Raw genomic sequence first — 18,467 nt, 5'->3', positions numbered from 1 at the left:
TATAGCAAAGGATGTGATGTAAAAAAAGGTTTTTTTGAAGTTATCCACAATTTTAAAAAAGAAATTTGCAAATTCGGCTCTTTTTGACTTTGAAAGCAGAAAAAATAGATGGAAAAATTTTCTAAATGTGGATAAGTCATTTTATCATAAAACATCTAAAAATTGATGAATTTACTCTTCAGAACTGAACACGTAGTCTTAGGATTGATTTTCTTAAAATACATTTCTGATAAGTTTGAAATGAAGTATAACGAGTTAGTTGAAGAGGGAGAAGGTTTTGAAGAAGACCGCGATGAATATACAGCAGAGAATATTTTCTGGGTACCGAAACAGTCACGTTGGAGCTTCATTAAAGACCGTGCGAAAGACCCGAAAATCGGTCAATACATTGACGAAGCGATGATCGAAATTGAAAAAGAAAACCCGTCACTCAGAGGTGTGTTAGATAAACGTTATGCCCGTCCTGAAATTGATAAACGCCGTTTAGGAGAACTGATAGACCTCATTTCAACGATTAAATTGCACAGCAAGCAAGAAAAAGACTTACTTGGTCGTGTTTACGAATATTTTTTAGGTAAGTTTGCCAGTGCAGAAGGAAAAGGCGGTGGTGAGTTCTATACACCACAAAGCGTTGTTAAAACATTGGTTGAAATGATTGAACCTTATGAAGGGCGGATTTATGACCCATGCTGTGGCAGCGGCGGCATGTTTGTTCAAAGTGAAAAGTTTGTTGAACGCCATCAAGGAAAAATTGATAATCTCTCTATTTATGGTCAGGAACTCAATTCAACGACTTGGAAGCTTTGTAAAATGAATCTTGCTATACGTGGAATAGAGGGGAATATCGGCGAACATCATGCGGATACGTTCCATAATGATTTACATAAAACGCTGAAAGCAGATTTCATCCTTGCCAATCCTCCATTTAACGTGAGTGACTGGGGCGGAAATGAATTAGTGGATGATGTTCGTTGGAAATTCGGTACACCGCCAGCGAGCAATGCCAACTATGCATGGTTACAGCATATGATTTATCACCTTTCACCAAATGGCGCAGCTGGTATTGTATTAGCAAATGGTTCGTTAAGTTCCAATACATCGAATGAAGGGGAAATCCGTAAAAACATACTTGAAGCGGATTTAGTCGATGCCATTGTTGCTTTGCCTGACAAATTATTCTATTCAACAGGAATACCAGTGAGCTTATGGATTTTAAACCGTAATAAAAAAAATCATCCAAAATACCGAAGCCGTGAACATGAAATTCTATTTATCGATGCTCGAAACATGGGTCAAATGGTTGACCGCCGCCTTCGTGAATTAACGGAAGAAGATATTCAAAAAATTGCAGGAACATACCGAAACTGGCGTAAACCAGATGGGGAATATGAAGACATCAAGGGATTCTGTAAATCAGCGACTTTAGAAGATGTCCGTCAAAATGACTATGTATTAACGCCCGGACGCTATGTTGGAATAAGTGATGTAGAGGATGATGGTATACCATTTGAAGAAAAAATGGAAACCCTCACCAGTGAATTAAGAGAACTATTTGAAAAATCCCACCGATTGGAGGAAGAGATTAGAAAAAATCTAGGGGGGATTGGGTATGAAGTATAAAATTGAAGAATTGTGTGAAATAAACTCAGAAAATATATCAAAAAGTGATGATATAAAATATATTTATTACCTTGATACTTCTAATTTAACAAGAGGTACAATTAATGAAATACAAAAATTAATTGTCGGAAAAGACAAGCTCCCTAGTCGAGCTAAGAGAAAAGTTAAGGTAAATGATATTTTGATTTCTACTGTTAGACCTAATCAAAGACATTATGGAATTATTAGAAAAGAGATAGAAAATTTAATAGTTTCTACAGGATTCGCAGTATTATCACCTAATTTAAAGAAAGTGAATCCAGAATATTTATATTGGTATTTAACTCAGGACTCAATAGTAAATTATTTACAATCAATTGCTGAGACAAGTACATCAGCATACCCTTCAATTAAACCAAGCGTAATTGGAGGATTAGAAATAGATTTACCAAAGTTAGAAGAACAAAAGGCAATCGCAAATATTCTTTCAACCTTAGACGAAAAAATTGAAACCAACAATCAAATCAACGAAAAGCTTGAAGAAATGGCACAAGCATTGTTTAAACATTGGTTTGTTGACTTTGAATTTCCGAATGAAAATGGCAAGCCATATAAATCAAGTGGCGGCGAAATGGTTGAAAGTGAATTGGGTATGATACCTAAAGGTTGGAAAATCGTAAAATTAGGTGATGTAATTGATTTTCAAAACGGTTATGCATTTAAAAGTAAAGACCTATTAGATGTAGAATCTGATTCGACATTTAGGGTTTTTAAAATGGGAAATATTAAAAAAGGTGGAGGTATTAATCATTCTGGTACAAAAAGTTATATAGAACGTGATAAGTGCCAGAATTTATCAAATTACATTATAAAAAAAGGAGATTTATTAATGTGTATGACAGATATGAAAAGTAATGTTGCGTTATTAGGTCATACAGCATTAATGGACAGAGATAATGAATATATTCTTAATCAACGTGTAGGTTTAATAAGAACGAAAGATTCTAAAGTTATAAACTACCCTTATTTATACATTTTGACCAACAGTGAAGATTTTATAAATAATTTAAGAAGTAGAGCTAATAGTGGTGTTCAAGTAAATCTATCAACAAAGGAAATAAAAGATTCATTAATTTGTCTTCCTGATCAAAAAGTTCACAGTTTATTTAATGAAATAACTGAAAGAATGTTTGAAAAGTCCTTTCAAGTTGAAGATGAAAATCAGAAGCTAACACTTATTCGAGACACTCTTCTTCCAAAACTTATGTCCGGTGAAATTCGTGTTCAGCTGGAAGATGAAGTTTTGGAAGTACAGAGTTAAAGAATAGTGGGAAATCCCGATAGCGAAAGGGGAGAGGAGAATGAGTTTTTTAGAAAATTTTACAGAAGATAAACTGGAAGAAGCAGCTATAGAGATTCTTCAGGAACTTGGCTATGACTATGTCTTTGGTCCGGACATTAGTTGTGACGGAGAAAGACCGGAACGCAAAGATTATCGTACCGTAATTTTAGAAGACCGTGTAAAAGATGCTTTGTTTAAACATAATCGCCATTTGCCACAGGAAGCAATAGAAGAAGCGTTTCGGCAAATTATAGCTTTTAATAGTCCAAGCTTAGAAGAAAACAACCGTCATTTTCACAAATTAATCACTGAAGGCATTGATGTGTCGTTTCATCAAGATGGTCATAGCCGTTCGATGAAGGCATTCTTAATTGATTTTGAAGAACCGGCTAATAATGATTTTTTGGTAGTGAATCAGTTTACGGTCGTTGAAAAAGAAGAACGCCGCCCGGATTTAGTTATTTTTATAAATGGCATCCCATTCGTCGTTATCGAATTAAAATCAGCATCTGATGAAAATGTGAGTATCGATAATGCCTATGCACAAATTCAAACGTATAAACGTGATATTCCATCTTTATTTTATTATAATGCGTTTTGTATTTTATCCGATGGAATTAATGCGAAAGCGGGAACGATTACCGCAAGTCAAGAACGTTTTATGAATTGGCGGACGGTGGATGGAGAAAACATTGAGCCACTTGAAGTGCCGCAATATGAAGTGTTGTTAAGAGGGATGCTGGCAAAAGACCGGCTTATTGATATTATTGAAAACTTTATTCTCTTTCAGGAATCCAAAGAAGAAGAACGAGATGAAAATGGGAAGAAAATCGGTGAAAGAAAAACGATTGCCAAAATTCTCGCTGCCTATCACCAATATTTTGCGGTAAAAAAAGCGGTGGAAAAGACAAAAATAGCGACCAGTGAGAATGGAGACCGTAAAATCGGTGTTATATGGCATACACAAGGTTCGGGTAAAAGTTTTTCGATGGTTTTTTATACAGCACAGCTTGTCAAGCAGCTAAATAATCCAACTATTGTAGTAATTACTGACCGCAACGATCTAGATGACCAGTTATTTTCGACATTTTCTAAATCAAAGGATATTTTAAGACAAACACCGAAACAAGCAGATGTCCGCAAATTGAGTGAGGAACAGAAAAAACAACAAGCCAACGAAAAATCCAAAGAGATAAACGGATTATATGATCTTCTAAATGACCGGGAATCAGGCGGTATTATTTTTACAACGATTCAAAAGTTTAAACCGGAAGATGGCGAAATGCCGGTTTTAACCGATCGTAAAAATGTGATTGTTATTGCGGATGAAGCTCATCGCAGTCAATATGGTTTTTCTGCAAAGACAGATACGAAAACAGGCAAAGTGAAATATGGATATGCAAAATATCTTCGCGATGCACTTCCGAATGCTTCCTTTATCGGTTTTACAGGAACACCGATTGAGCTGGAAGATAAGTCAACGCCTGCCGTTTTTGGTAATTATATTGATATTTATGATATGACAAGAGCAGTTGAAGACAAAGCAACGGTTAAAATTTATTATGAAAACCGTATTATCCGCTTGGAAGCTAATGAAGAAGAATTAGTGAAGATCGATGAGGAATTTGAAGAGATTACTGAAGATCAGGAAGAATCAGTACGTGAAAAATACAAGTCAAAATGGTCAAGGCTCGAAGCGATCGTTGGTTCACCTAACCGTATTAAACAATTAGCAAATGATATCGTCAGTCACTATGAAGAAAAAGCAAAAACCATTGATGGTAAAGCAATGATTGTTTGCATGAGCCGTCGTATTTGTGTCGCACTTTATAACGAAATTGTCAAATTACGTCCAGATTGGCATTCCGATGATGACGATAAAGGTAAAATTAAAGTCGTCATGACAGGGAGTGCTGGGGATGATGATTTCTTACAGCCACATATTGGTGGAAAAAAACGGCGGGATTTATTAGCAAAAAGAATGAAAGATAATAATGATGAACTAAAAATCGTGATTGTACGTGATATGTGGCTGACCGGATTTGACGTACCTTCGATGCATACGATGTACATTGATAAACCGATGAAGGGCCATAACCTTATGCAGGCAATCGCACGGGTGAACCGCGTGTTTAAGGATAAATCAGGTGGAGTAGTTGTCGATTATATTGGAATATTAGAAAGCTTAAAGAAAGCTCTAAATCAGTATACCGAAAGTGATAAGAAGACAACGGGTATTGATACTTCGGCCGCTGTCGCTGTGATGAAAGAGAAACTTGAAATTTTACAAGACATGATGCATGGGTTTGATTACTCAGCTTATATGGGTTCATCCCAAGCGGGTCGTATTCGTGCAATCACCGGCGGAATGAATGTCATTTTTGGAAAGAGTGAAAAAGAACAAAAAGAATTCAAAAAGACTGCAACTGAGCTAGCAAAGGCGCATTCACTTTGTGCAGCGACAGATGAAGGAAAAGCAGCAGCCCTTGAAGTTAGTTATTTTAAAGCGGTAAAGGCTAGCCTTAATAAACTTCAAGAAAAACAACCGAAGCGAAAGACGAAAAAAGAAATCGAGGCACGCGTTAACCAATTACTCGAACGGTCCATTATTTCAGAAGAAGTAGTGGATGTCTTTGAAGTGATGGGATTAAAACATCCGGATGTTTCCATATTGTCAGAAGAATTTCTCGAAGAAGTACGTTCATATGAATATAAAAATTTAGCGGTTGAAATGCTAAAAAAATTACTTGAAGGCAACATCAAAACAATGGAAAGACGCAACCTTGTCAAATCCCAAAAATACTCGGAAAAACTAAAACAATCGCTAAACAAATATAAAAACCAGTTCATTACGAATGCCGAAGTCATGGAAGAATTAATACAAATGGCGAAGGACATGAAAAAAGAACGAGAAGAAGAAAAAGATCTAGGATTAAATGAAGATGAAATCGCCTTTTACGATGCATTAACATCGGAATCTATAGTCAAAGAATTAATGGAAGATGAAGTCTTACGCAAAATCGCCAATGAACTAACGCAAGCAATAAGACGGAACATGACCATTGACTGGCATGTCCGAAAAAGCGCCCGTGCTGGAATGAGGAGAATTATTAAGCGACTATTGAAGAAGTACGATTACCCTCCAGAACAAGCGAAAAAAGCTTTAGACACAGTTATGCGTCAAGCAGAGTTAATGGCGGAGCATACTGAAGTAAGAGATTGGAATACGCTGCAGGCTGCGGAGTCTAAAAGTGAATATGAAGTTTAAGTGCATCAGTGTCAGTCATTTCTAGAAAAATTATAGGAGTGAAGGATGAATCATTCAGCAGATAAAAGGATTTCCTGAAATTTACATTGTCAAATTGTGTATCATTATTCTAAAGAATTATCATAAAATATGATATTATGATATTAAGACTTGTAAAGCGTTTTCCCGGGGACTTCCTCATTCTGTAAAAGAGGCATTGTTTCCGGAATAATAGGAATAAATACAGGGATAAGGAGAAGGTAATCATGAGCATCAAACAGGGAAAAACAGACGTCATCTTAATCGGTGCCGGCATTATGAGTGCAACGCTGGGCACCATGTTGAAAGAACTAGCCCCGGATTGGGAAATCACCGTATACGAGAAGCTGGCAAAACCGGGGGAAGAAAGTTCAAATGAATGGAACAATGCGGGGACCGGGCATTCGGCATTATGTGAGCTGAATTATACGCCTGAAAAACCGGACGGCTCAATAGACATTACAAAAGCTGTAAATGTAAATGAACAATTCCAGCTTTCAAGGCAGTTCTGGTCCTACCTGGTTAGCAAGGGGCTGATCCACAATCCACAGGACTTTATCCGGCCGATCCCACATATGAGCCTCGTAGAAGGGGAGGCGAACGTTGCTTTTCTTAAAAAACGATTTAAAGCGCTGTCAGCCCATCCGCTTTTTGAAGGAATGACGTTTTCCGACGACCCTGAACAATTAAAGGAATGGATTCCGCTTGTGATGGAAGGCCGGACGTCTAACGAACCGATTGCAGCAACGAAAAGCGATGCAGGGACGGACGTGAACTTCGGCGCCTTGACCCGCATACTGTTTGACCATTTGGAACGCCAAGATGTCGAAATAAACTACAAGCATGCTGTTCAAGATATTCAACGCACCCCGGAAGGAAACTGGGAAGTGAAAGTGCATGATATTGAGCACAACAGAATCGAATACCATACGGCGAAATTCATTTTTATCGGGGCCGGTGGTGGAAGCCTGCCGTTGCTTCAAAAAACCGGTATTCCGGAGTCCAAACATATTGGAGGGTTTCCGGTAAGCGGGTTATTTATGGTGTGCAACAATCCTGAAGTCATCAACCGCCACCATGCAAAAGTGTACGGGAAAGCGAAAGTCGGTGCGCCGCCGATGTCTGTGCCGCATTTGGACACAAGATATATTGACCATAAAAAATGTTTGCTGTTCGGCCCGTTTGCCGGCTTCTCGCCGAAGTTTTTAAAAACAGGGTCAAATTTAGACCTGATTGGTTCTGTGAAGCCAAATAATGTCGTGACCATGCTTGCGTCCGGAGCAAAAAATGTGCCGCTTGTGAAATACTTGATCGGGCAGCTTCTCTTGTCAGACGAAAAACGGCTGGAGACGCTGCAGGAATTCATTCCGGATGCGAGATTGGAAGACTGGGATGTTGTCGTAGCCGGGCAGCGGGTCCAAGTGATTAAAGATACGGAAGCAGGCGGAAAAGGCACGCTTCAGTTCGGCACGGAGGTGGTAACGGCTGCTGACGGTTCAGTCGCAGCATTGCTCGGCGCTTCGCCAGGTGCTTCTACTGCTGTCCATGTTATGCTCGAAGTCATTGAAAAATGCTTCCCGGACCGGAAAAATGCATGGGCACCAAAAATAAAAGAAATGATCCCATCTTATGGCGTGCGGCTCGCGGAAAATCCGGAACTGCTGCATCAAATTCACGCTGAAACGGCAGAGACGCTCGGCCTGACGGAAAAAGAACCGGCCTACCGGTAACACGCTTGAGCGCTAAAATGAAAGGTCTTTGATCCTAAAGCGGATTGAAGGCCTTTTTTTTGGCTGTAACGCAGGCTCAATCAGCACTCCTGTTGCAGGCAGCCGGAAAACAGCACAGGTGCAAGCGAAGGGACAATTTCGGCATGCTGTTTTCTTTTTTGGGTGCCATCCAAAGAAAACCCTATCAAGTCGATAGGAATATATTGATTTTTGCCCCGGCGTTCAGTAAAATAAAGATGTTGCTAAAATGCTGAATATTTCTTATCCCGGGCGGCAGAAGGGCTCTCTTTGGAAACCGGCATCCTAATATATAAGTTGAACTCTATTCCTTTTTCATGCCATGTCTATTCTGATCGTCATGGATTTTGCCGCGAAAAACTTAAGTTCATTTTATATAGCTACAGTTCATGATCGTCTATCAAGATAAGAAAACCGCAGCAATACCTGAAAAAGGGCAGTCGTTTTCTTAGGAAACGGCTTTTTGTCGTCCGGCCTTTGAAATGCACTGGGTCCTGAATCGGGACAGCAACGTATACATATCGGGCGGCTGGTGCAAGCCCGCCTGGATTGAAGAGAATTTTTCAAAAAAGTCCTACGGTGTGATGTCAAGGGTTAAAAACAAGTGAATTGGAAATTTTGTTGGCTCTATGTCGTAAAAATGGCAATACTGAACTAAGCCTCCAGATAATTGGAATAATCTGGAAGTTTTCAAGTTCAGGCTATCGATGATGGTTACCTGGTTACCTCATCGCGTCACCTTCTTTTTCGGCGCATAAATTTGATCGTTGCGGAGCAGCGCATCGATCAGGCGCACCAGTTTTCTTGCCGTTAAGACGAGGGCGCGTTTGTGTGAGTGCTTATGCACCTCACGATATTTCTTTTGGTAAAAGGCGCGGTACTCAGGTTCGTGTCGCCGGACCAGATTGGCAGCCTCAACCAGGTAATACCGGAGATAACGATTGCCTGTACGCGCAAGCATTTTGTCATCAGCCTCAAAATCACCCGATTGGTGGCGGGGCCAGAACAATCCAGCAAATTTTGCGATCGCGGCTTGGTCGTCAAAGCGCTCAATGTCGCCGATTTCAGCGAGAATCCCAGCACAGCTCACCGGGCCTATTCCCGGAATGGTCTGGAGGGTATTCGGGATTCCATCAAGAACGCGGGCAATCGCCTTATCCAAATCCTTGATTTGGCGTTTAAGATGCCGGATGATCTCAATAGAACTGCCCAGGACCAAGTCAATCGAATCCTCCACACATTTAGAAAGCCGGTAAGAGGACCGGGCAGCTTTTTGGATGGATGCGGCCAAATCCTCGGGATCGCTAAAGCGGCCATGGCCTTTGGTCTGGAGATACATCGCTAAGTCCTCTAGAGGCATTTGGGCAATTTCATCGAGGCTATAGGCCTCAAGCAAAAATTCCGTTATGGCATGGCCGAAGACCGGTGTATCCACTTCAAGGTTAAAGGCACTGAATTTGAAAAACAGATGATTCAAAAATACCTGTTGTTCCCGGGTTAAACTTTGAATCAGGTGATAGCGCATCCGTGTTAACCGTTGAAGGGCAAGGTATTGTTCTGACTGAATCACGGATTTCGGCAATCTCCCGAAACGCAAGCGGTCCGCAATTACCCAGGCATCTTTGGGATCGGTCTTGTCCATCTCGGCATAAGCCTTTTTGAAATTTCTCACCAGCTTCGGATTCAGGGTAAACACCTTTGTACGACGCTGTTTCAGCTCGGGATCTTCATGGAAAAACATTGCCGGGTGCCAACTATACACAGATGTGGCCTCCATGGCGATCTGGATGGTGTCATCCGCCTCCGCATGTTGGAGGATGGCGTCTCTTAACTCAGAGGCACCGGGAAGATTGTTTGTCACCGTTTGGGTGGCCAACGTTTCCCCCATTCCATCCATCAGGCAGGCATCGAGGTTTTTGGAGCTCACGTCAATACCGACAAATAAGGGCATATGATTTCCTCCTCTCTGTATTGGGATCGATGGAATCGGACGCTTCGGGATATCCCCAGATGGCTTGCCGATCTGTCAGCCTCGCGTATGAGAACTCATCCGGGCCGTGGGCTGCCTGGAACTGCTCATTTCCAGCACGGAGATCCGGAGGAACGGCCTACGGGTTAGACGTTCAAGCAAGAACCTGGGGATGCAGACTTTTCGAGTAGTCAGGCTACAAGGAGGGGAAGCATTGACCCAAACGATCCTAAGACCATTATCCGGGAACATCGCGAAGCGTCCAAGTCCGAACTTGTATTCCGGGCGAGCCCGGAATACAAAATCTTATATTCACTTGTCAATGAGCAGCAGAATGAACTGGAAATTGACATCCACTTTGGATTTAAACTTATTATACGAGGAGGGGTGAGATGGACTGGACCGTTGTGCAAAACAGCCTGCCCATGTTTGAAAAAGGATTCTGGCTCACTTTGCGGCTTTCCTTTTTCGGCATTATCGGGGCAGGTGTTCTTGGCTTGATATGCAGTTTTATCCAGTATTTTAAGGTGCCGGTTTTACGGAAACTTGTAACGGCTTATGTGGAACTGTCCCGCAATACGCCTTTATTGATCCAGTTATTTTTCCTTTTTTACGGGCTTCCGCAAGTCGGGATCAAATTTTCTGCCGAGGTTTGCGGGATTATCGGGATTATTTTTCTTGGCGGCAGTTATATGGCAGAAGGGTTTTCCGGAGGGCTTGCGGGCGTTTCCAAAACGCAGATTGAGTCCGGGCTTGCGATCGGTCTGAGCCGGTTCCAGCTGGCACGCTACGTCATCTTTCCGCAGGGATTGATGCTCAGTGTCCCGGCATTCGCCGCAAATGTTATTTTTTTAATCAAGGAAACATCCATCTTTACCGTGCTGGCGATTCCGGAACTAACCAACACGGCACTTGACTTGATCGGGATGTATTACAACACGAATGAGTATCTGTTTATGCTCGTTGTGGCTTATGCCATCATTTTAATTCCATTGTCCATCTTGCTGACATGGCTGGAGAAGAAGGTGCGTTATGGGACATTCGGGAATTAGTATCTTTTTTGAAGGAGCCAATTTTTTACGTTTATTGGGCGGATTATATGTATCGGCAAAAATTGCTTTTCTGTCCATCTTTTTCGGCGGTATCCTCGGCATCGTGCTGGGGGTTTTAAGGACATTGCACAATCCGTTGCTCCGCCTTTTGCTTAGGCTGTATCTGGAGTTCTTTCGCATTGTGCCGACGATTGTCCTGTTATTTTTGTTTTACTATATTCTGCCGCAAAGCTTTAACATCAACTATAAGGCGGATACGGTCGGGACCATTGTTTTCAGCCTGTGGATGGCTGCCGAAATGAGCGATATCGTCCGTGGCGCGCTGATTTCTGTTCCGATGCATCAGGTGGAATCTGGAAAAGCGATCGGTTTAAGCACGGTCCAGCTTTACCGGTACGTGCTTGTGCCGCAATCGGTCCACTTAATGATTCCGGCGACCATTAACCTGATGACCAGAATAATTAAGACGACTTCCCTTTTGCTATTGATCAGCGTCGTGGATGTCATCAATGTCGGCCAGCAAATTATCGAAGCGAACAGCCACCGTTATCAGGACGGCGCGTTTTGGGTATACGGTTTTATCTTTATCCTGTATTTCATTTTATGCTATCCGCTTTCCCGGCTGGCAAGGCGATTAGAAAGGAGGGGCAAGGCAGGGGCTAATGGCTGAACCTTTACTGAAAGTCGAACATTTAAAAAAGTCGTACGGCGAAAAACGGGTGCTGGAGGATATCTCTTTCGAAGTGGAGGAAGGCAGTGTCGTTGTTCTCCTCGGGCCGTCCGGATCGGGAAAAAGTACATTGATCCGCTGCTTAAACGGTCTCGAAGCCTTCCAGGGTGGCACCATTATGTTTAATGGGGAAACCGTACGGCCGTCGCCGAAAAACTGGCGCAGGCTCAGGCAGCAGATCGGAATGGTTTTCCAGAGCTATGATTTATTTCCGAATATGACGGTGTTGGAGAACATCCTGCTCGGTGCAGTGAAAGTCCAGAAACGGAAAAGAGACGAAGCAGCGCGCCAGGCCATGAGCCTGTTAAAGGAAGTCGGCATGGAGCAGTATGCCAATGCCTACCCGCGCCAGCTTTCCGGCGGGCAGAAACAGCGGGTGGCGATTGTCCGCGCGCTTGAGCTGAACCCGAAGCTGATGCTGTTTGATGAAGTGACCGCCTCGCTTGACCCGGAAATGGTGCGCGGCGTGCTCGAGATCATCCTGCGGTTGGCAAGAGAAAAGATGACAATGATTGTCGTCACGCATGAAATGAATTTTGCCCGGCAAATCGGGGATAAAATCTTGTTTTTGGAAGACGGGAAGATTCTCGAAGAAACCCCGGGGCGCCAATTTTTCACTAAACCGCAGACAGAGCGGGCGAAAAGCTTTTTGGAAAGCATGGATTTTTAAAAGAAAAATATTTTGGAGGGTTAGACTATGAAAAAGCATCGTTTGTTTGGTTTGGTTTCAGCACTTTTATTGATTTTGTCGCTGGCGCTTGCAGGCTGCGGCAAAAGTTCCGGCAATTCTTCAAGCAGCAATCCGTCCAGTGTTTCAGCAATTAAGAAAAACGGCACGATCAAAATTGCCGTATTTGGAGATCTTCCGCCGTACGGATGGGTCGATAAAAACGGGGGACGGCAAGGATATGATGTTGCGCTCGCCAAACAGGTTGCCAAAGATCTTGGGGTAAAAGTGAAATTCGTGCAAGTGAACGCCAACAGCCGTGTGGATGCATTGAAATCGAATAAAGTGGATCTTGTTCTGGCAAATTTCACAATCACACCGGAACGGAAGCAAGTTGTTGATTTTGCCAAGCCATACATGAAAGTTTCCATCGGTGTCGTTTCACCGAAGAAAAACCCGATCACAAATGTCAGCCAATTAAAGGGCAAGTCTTTGATCGTCAACAAGGGCACTACTGCGGAAAACTATTTTACAAGCAAGCAAAAAGATGTGAAATTGCAAAAGTACGATTCCAAAACAGAACAGTTCAATGCGCTTAAAAACGGGCGGGCCGTTGCACTGGCGGACGACAATTCCTATCTGTATGCTTGGGTGAAAAACCATCCGGATTATACGGTCGGCATTAAAACGCTCGGGCCGAACCAATATATTGCCCCTGCTGTGAAAAAAGGCAACAAATCGCTCCTTAATTGGATGAACAAAGAAATTACGAAGTTAAACAACAATGGCTTTTTCAAAAATGATTACAACAACAATCTGGCGCCATACTTTGGCAGTGATATCCGCGCGGAAGATATTATTATAACGAAGTAAAAAAAGGCAGGCTGTGCTCGCAGCCTGTCTTTCTTTAATTTGCAGGGTTTTTTTCGGTTTCTGGGGGACGGTTTTGCCTTGTTCCGCGCGAAAGCAGAAACTGTTGTTTGTAAGGCTCGGTTGTGGCCGCGCCATGGACATACGTTTTATAAACATACGGGGACGTCATGGCTCTCAGCATCGCGCCGTAGTTCATATAAAACCTTACTTCATCGCCCGGCACGAGAACCGCATCCTTTGTATCCAAAATGATATGGTCGCTGCTTGAGCCAATGATATGGAACGGCCGGACAGGGGTAAGGCCTGAAACAAGCACATCATGCCGGCCCGCACTGATAATGGTCCGCCGTCTGTTGCCCCTGTCGATAAAGGTGACTTGTTCCCCAAATGCATTTTTGCCAATTGTCCCATATGGCACGGAAGGTTTGATTTTTGATTCGATGACTTCGGCAACAAAGCAAAAGGCATCCTGATATAATGACGGAATGATATGCCCGCCTGATGTTTCGCGGCCCAGCAAAATGGACTCGCCGAGCCGTACATTGTTTACGGCCTCGGCATCTTTTGTTTTCACGGCCCAGTTGTAATTGGCGGAGTTGCCGCCGGAAACATAAGGAAGTTTGAGGGAAAACAGCTCCTGCATAGCTTGGACAAACCGGGAAAACGTCTGCATCTTCTGTTCGGTCGGGAGCACGCCTCCAAAGCAGGCAAAGTTCGTCCCGATTCCGGCCAGTTCAATCCCGGGGCAGGTGAATATTTCTCTGATCATCGCAGGGGCATCTTTTAATAATATGCCTTCCCTCAAATCTCCCATTTCCACCATCAGGATGATTTTATGGGTTTTCTGTTGCCGCACCGCTTCAGCGGATAATGCACGGATCGTATCCAGCTCCGTGTTCATGCTGATATCCGCATACCGGACCGTTTTTTCTACTTCGCTGATCCCGGGGGAACGAAGCAAAATCAAATCTGCTTTGATCCCCGCTTTTCTCATTTTTTCGATATTTGCAATCTTCGAGTCTGCGAGGCTTGTGATGCCTGCCTCCACCAGGGCGCCGGCAATGTTTAAATCGGCTGTAACGCCTTTCACAACGCCTGTAATGCTGATTCCTTTCCTCCCAAATAATTGTTTTAACGTTTTGGCATTGTGCCGGATCTTCTCCAGATTGATTTCCACCCGTGGAAGAACGGCCATCAGGAAACCACTGCCTTTTTCAGGGAAGGGAAGAAATCGAGCAAGGCGTTTATAATTTTGTCTGTGCCGGTTTTTAACACATCCGTAACCGGAAGATGGTAAGTTTCTTCATAGCGGCGGATGGTTTCTTCCAGTTCGCGCTCTGACATCCCATCGTGGTTGAGCGTAATGCCGATGACTTTTGTCTTTCCGAAATGTTCAATCAGGCTGATTTCATCTTCCACTTTCGGCACTTCGGCAAATGGAAAATCGGATAAATATTTTCGTTTCGGGGCGTGTTGTAAAATGACTGCTTGCGGCCTTGCCCCTTTTAAAATGCCGGTTGAGCTTGCATATGCCGGATGGCTGAGCGCGCCCTGGCCTTCCACGATGATCATATCCGGATGTTCTTCTTTATTGGCCCGCAAAATTTCGCGCTCCAGTTCACCGATTAAATATTGGAGTGGGAAAGCATCCATCGCAAACCCGTACTTGGCGCCCTGGATCAAGCCTGTCTGCCCGGTTGCGATAAATGCCGGGCGGTAGCCTTTTTCCATGAATGCCTCTTCAATGCATTTGGCAGTTGTCCGTTTTCCGCAGGCCCCGTCTGTTCCGAGCACGGCAACGACAGGGGTGTTCATTTTCAAAATTTCTCCGGTAAACAAAGTCCATTCTTTTTTCGGCCGCGGTTTGCGGATATCGCGGATCGTGACACCGCAAGCCTGTGCGTGGGCCGCCATTTCTTCATCTTCTGTTAAAAATTCCTGGAGCGGGTTGATGATGTTCAATCCGGCTTCCATTGCCTGCAGAATGACTTTTCTTTCTTCCGGTTTTAAAAAGGCGTTCGCCGGCGCGATGCCGAAAATGAAGTCATCCGTTTTCGGGCCGGAGTGGATGAGTGCGTCTTCCAGGTCTTTGCAAACCGGAATGCCGCTCCATTTGTTGTCGAGGAGCATGCCGGCATCCTGCCCGTGTTTGCTGCTGTCAATGACAGCCGTAATGGTGTAATTCCCGGGTTCACGGATGAGTCCGTTTGCTGTTTTGCCATCTGTTGTGCCAAATTGGTTTTCGCAATATACAATTGCCCGCTTTTTCATTGCCATCCCTCCATTTATTGAAATTCAGGCAACACAAAAAGAACACCTAATGGCTTCAAATAGTAAAATACTAAAGAAGTTAGCTGTCCGCGTTTACGTATGGGCATGCCGGAAAACCTGAGGTTATTGGAAGCTTCCAAATATTATTATAACAATGACGGAGTAAAAAGGGAAGCAGGAAGCATGCAACCAGGACAGCAAAAAAAGGGGCAATTCCGCTGCCAATCCGGCATTTGGAAAAGCCCCTTGCATTTGGAACGGCGGGCATTCGGCATTCACCCGAGTCTCATTTTAAAGTCGTGATAACCGAACTCACGGACAATTGTGCAATCGCCGTTTTTGTATTGGATCGCGATGGCCGGAAGCGGCATGCCATTAAAGGTGGTGTTTTTCACCATGGTGTAGATGGCCATATCGTCAAATACAAGGCGGTCGCCTTCTTTAAGCGGCTTATCGAAGGAATAATCGCCGATCGTATCGCCGGCGAGGCATGTCTGGCCGCCAAGCCGGTACGTATACGGTTTTTCGCCCGGCTCCCCAGCCCCGATGAGCGGCGGGCGGTACGGCATTTCCAGCACATCCGGCATATGGCACGAAGCGGAGGTATCGAGGATCGCGATGTCCATGCCGTTTTTCACCGTGTCAAGCACTGTTGTGACAAGATAGCCGGCATTTAAAGCAACAGCTTCGCCCGGCTCAAGGTAGACTTCCAAACCGTATTTGTCCTGCATCCGCTTGATGCATTTTTCGAGGAGCGGAATGTCATAGTCTTCCCTCGTAATATGGTGGCCGCCGCCGAAATTGATCCATTCCATTTGCGGCAGCCATTCCCCGAACTTTTCTTCGACGGCATCCAACGTTGTCTCCAGATCGTCCGCATTTTGCTGGCAGAGCGTGTGGAAATGGAGGCCGGTGACGCCGTCCAGAAGCGCAGGGCGGAACTGTGCCTGCGTCACACCGAAGCGCGAGCCTGGCGAACAAGGGTCATAAATCGCATGCCCGGTCTGTGTCGAGCATTCCGGATTGATGCGCAGGCCCACCTTTTTTCCGCCTGCAAGCACACGGCCTTTGAATTTCTCAAGCTGTGAAAATGAATTAAAAATAATATGGTCGCAAATCGAGACGATCTCATCGATTTCACCTTCACGGTAAGCGGCGGAAAAAATATGGTTTTCTTTTCCCATTTCCTCATGCCCGAGGCGTGCTTCATACAAGCCGCTTGCTGTTGTCCCGCTCAAGTATTTGCCGATGAGCGGGTACAAAGCAAACATCGAAAAAGCTTTTTGCGCTAAAACAATTTTACATCCGGTCCGTTTCATCACGCCGTTTAAAACTTTCAAATTGTCTTCGAGCTTTTGTTCATCAATCACATAGCAAGGCGTCGGCAGTTCTTCAAATCTCATCAGTCGACAAGCTCCGGATTAAAGCTTTCTTTCCACGGCAGGCCCCATTTGTTCAGGGCTTCCATGAACGGATCGGGATCAAATTCTTCCACATTATAAACGCCTTTTCTGTCCCATTTACCCTGGATCAGCATCATCGCGCCGATCATTGCCGGCACGCCGGTTGTGTACGATACCGCCTGCGAGCCGACTTCTTTATAGCAGGCTTCATGATCGCACACATTGTAAAGGTAATAGGTTTTGTCCTTGCCGTCTTTTTTGCCGTGAAAAATGCAGCCGATATTCGTTTTCCCTTTTGTGCGCGGGCCGAGGGAAGCCGGGTCCGGCAGCACAGCTTTCAAAAACTGCAGCGGCACGATTTGCTTGCCTTCAAATTCAATCGGCTCAATCGAAGTCATGCCGACGTTTTCCAGGCATTTCAAATGGGTCAGGTAACTTTCGCCAAACGTCATGAAGAAACGGATCCGTTTAATGCCAGGGATGTTTACAGCAAGCGACTCCAGCTCTTCATGGTGCAATAAGTACATATCGCGTTCGCCGATTTCAGGAAAATCATATACGCGTTTGATCTCCATCGGCTTTGTTTCGACCCATTTGCCGTTTTCCCAGTAGCTGCCATTGGCGGAAACTTCACGGATGTTGATTTCCGGGTTGAAGTTTGTTGCGAACGGATAGCCATGGTCGCCGGCATTGCAGTCCAAAATATCAATATAATTGATTTCATCAAAATGGTGTTTCAGGGCATAAGCGGAAAATACGCCTGTTACGCCCGGGTCAAAGCCGCTGCCGAGAAGGGCGGTAATGCCGGCTTCTTCAAAACGTTCGCGGTACGCCCATTGCCATTTGTATTCAAATTTTGCCGTGTCTTTCGGCTCATAGTTCGCGGTGTCGAGATAGTTTGTTTTTGTTTGAAGGCAGGCTTCCATGATGGTTAAATCCTGGTAAGGCAGCGCCAGGTTCATGACGACATCCGGTTTCACTTTTTCAATTAAAGCAACCAGTTCATCGACATGATTGGCATCGACCTGTGCAGTCGTCACTTTCGTTTTGCCGCCGTCAAGCTTTGCTTTTAACGCATCGCATTTTGATTTCGTACGGCTTGCGATGCAGATTTCTTCAAAGACTTCGCTGTTTTGGACACATTTATGCGCAGCGACCGATGCTACGCCGCCGGCCCCGATAATCAACGCTTTTCCCATTCTTCTGTCTCCTTCAAAAAGAATTTTTGCATAATAAAAAGCAAGTGCAATCCGCATACGTGCGCACAACACTTGCTTGAAATCATCATCCTAAAAAAGCATGCATATCTGCAAAAAAACGGATATACGCCTGCCATAAAAGTCCGTGGACAATATGGAAGAAAGCTTTATATTCCTATAGGATCAGAGTCTATATAGCAAATAATTACTTTTACCACTCTTATTGATCGTTTCACAAGTTGATGTGCACAAGCACCGGTTGTAAAGTAACCAACTTATAAAATTTGAGTTTCCCACTCAATCAATAAGGCAACCAAAAGTTGCCGAT

General features: G+C 44.0%; 12 protein-coding genes and 1 pseudogene. 8 read left to right on the top strand and 5 right to left on the bottom strand.

The window, feature by feature from the left end; genetic code table 11:
- Positions 1-183: 183 nt before the first annotated feature.
- From OF158_RS17260 to OF158_RS17245, 4 genes and pseudogenes are all read left to right on the top strand, one after another.
- A pseudogene (locus OF158_RS17260) lies at positions 184-1,620 on the top strand (type I restriction-modification system subunit M); the annotation flags it as partial.
- On the top strand, positions 1,610-2,920 hold the full coding sequence (locus tag OF158_RS17255; RefSeq protein WP_035183109.1) for a restriction endonuclease subunit S: 1,311 nt from the start codon (positions 1,610-1,612) through the stop codon (positions 2,918-2,920). The pseudogene OF158_RS17260 and the gene OF158_RS17255, both read left to right, overlap by 11 nt.
- A gap of 40 nt (positions 2,921-2,960) precedes the next feature.
- Positions 2,961-6,209, top strand: a complete 3,249-nt coding sequence (locus OF158_RS17250) for a type I restriction endonuclease subunit R (protein ID WP_035183110.1) — start codon at positions 2,961-2,963, stop codon at positions 6,207-6,209.
- Positions 6,210-6,454: 245 nt separating this feature from the next.
- The gene (locus OF158_RS17245) at positions 6,455-7,957 is read left to right on the top strand and encodes a malate:quinone oxidoreductase (protein ID WP_035183112.1); all 1,503 of its coding nucleotides are present in this window, start codon (positions 6,455-6,457) and stop codon (positions 7,955-7,957) included.
- Between the two features lie 745 nt (positions 7,958-8,702).
- Here the strand turns inward: OF158_RS17245 and OF158_RS17240 are convergent.
- On the bottom strand, positions 8,703-9,926 hold the full coding sequence (locus OF158_RS17240) for an IS110 family RNA-guided transposase (RefSeq protein ID WP_013858393.1): 1,224 nt from the start codon (positions 9,924-9,926) through the stop codon (positions 8,703-8,705).
- A 410-nt stretch (positions 9,927-10,336) separates the two neighbouring features.
- On the opposite strand from OF158_RS17240, the gene OF158_RS17235 reads away from it, so the two are divergent.
- The 4 genes from OF158_RS17235 to OF158_RS17220 are packed head-to-tail and all read left to right on the top strand — an operon-like array spanning position 10,337 to position 13,266.
- The gene (locus tag OF158_RS17235; RefSeq protein WP_026683527.1) at positions 10,337-10,996 is read left to right on the top strand and encodes an amino acid ABC transporter permease; all 660 of its coding nucleotides are present in this window, start codon (positions 10,337-10,339) and stop codon (positions 10,994-10,996) included.
- Positions 10,977-11,666 carry an amino acid ABC transporter permease gene (locus OF158_RS17230; protein WP_014096648.1) on the top strand — a complete coding sequence of 230 codons (690 nt, stop codon included), beginning with the start codon at positions 10,977-10,979 and terminating at the stop codon, positions 11,664-11,666. The genes OF158_RS17235 and OF158_RS17230 overlap by 20 nt, the downstream gene beginning before the upstream one ends.
- Complete coding sequence (locus tag OF158_RS17225; protein ID WP_014096649.1) at positions 11,659-12,396, top strand: amino acid ABC transporter ATP-binding protein; 738 nt, start codon at positions 11,659-11,661, stop codon at positions 12,394-12,396. Before OF158_RS17230 ends, OF158_RS17225 begins: the two co-directional genes overlap by 8 nt.
- Positions 12,397-12,423: 27 nt before the next feature.
- On the top strand, positions 12,424-13,266 hold the full coding sequence (locus OF158_RS17220) for a transporter substrate-binding domain-containing protein (RefSeq protein ID WP_014096650.1): 843 nt from the start codon (positions 12,424-12,426) through the stop codon (positions 13,264-13,266).
- 34 nt (positions 13,267-13,300) lie between these two features.
- On the opposite strand, the gene OF158_RS17215 is transcribed toward OF158_RS17220, so the two are convergent.
- From OF158_RS17215 to OF158_RS17200, 4 genes are all read right to left on the bottom strand, one after another.
- Positions 13,301-14,461, bottom strand: coding sequence for an alanine/ornithine racemase family PLP-dependent enzyme (locus OF158_RS17215; protein WP_014096651.1), 1,161 nt, complete (start codon positions 14,459-14,461; stop codon positions 13,301-13,303).
- Entirely contained in the window at positions 14,461-15,537 is a 1,077-nt protein-coding gene (locus OF158_RS17210; protein ID WP_014096652.1) for an N-acetyltransferase DgcN family protein, read from the bottom strand. The genes OF158_RS17215 and OF158_RS17210 overlap by 1 nt, the downstream gene beginning before the upstream one ends.
- A gap of 275 nt (positions 15,538-15,812) precedes the next feature.
- Positions 15,813-16,940, bottom strand: coding sequence for a carboxynorspermidine decarboxylase (nspC, locus tag OF158_RS17205; protein ID WP_014096653.1), 1,128 nt, complete (start codon positions 16,938-16,940; stop codon positions 15,813-15,815).
- Positions 16,940-18,139: a saccharopine dehydrogenase family protein gene (locus OF158_RS17200; protein WP_014096654.1), complete on the bottom strand. Its 1,200-nt coding sequence runs from the start codon at positions 18,137-18,139 to the stop codon at positions 16,940-16,942. The genes nspC and OF158_RS17200 overlap by 1 nt, the downstream gene beginning before the upstream one ends.
- Positions 18,140-18,467: the final 328 nt, after the last annotated feature.

The organism is Weizmannia sp. WK01 (assembly GCF_025905465.1).
Lineage (GTDB): Bacteria > Bacillota > Bacilli > Bacillales > Bacillaceae_C > Weizmannia > Weizmannia faecalis.
This window is presented reverse-complemented; position numbering and strand designations above follow the sequence as displayed.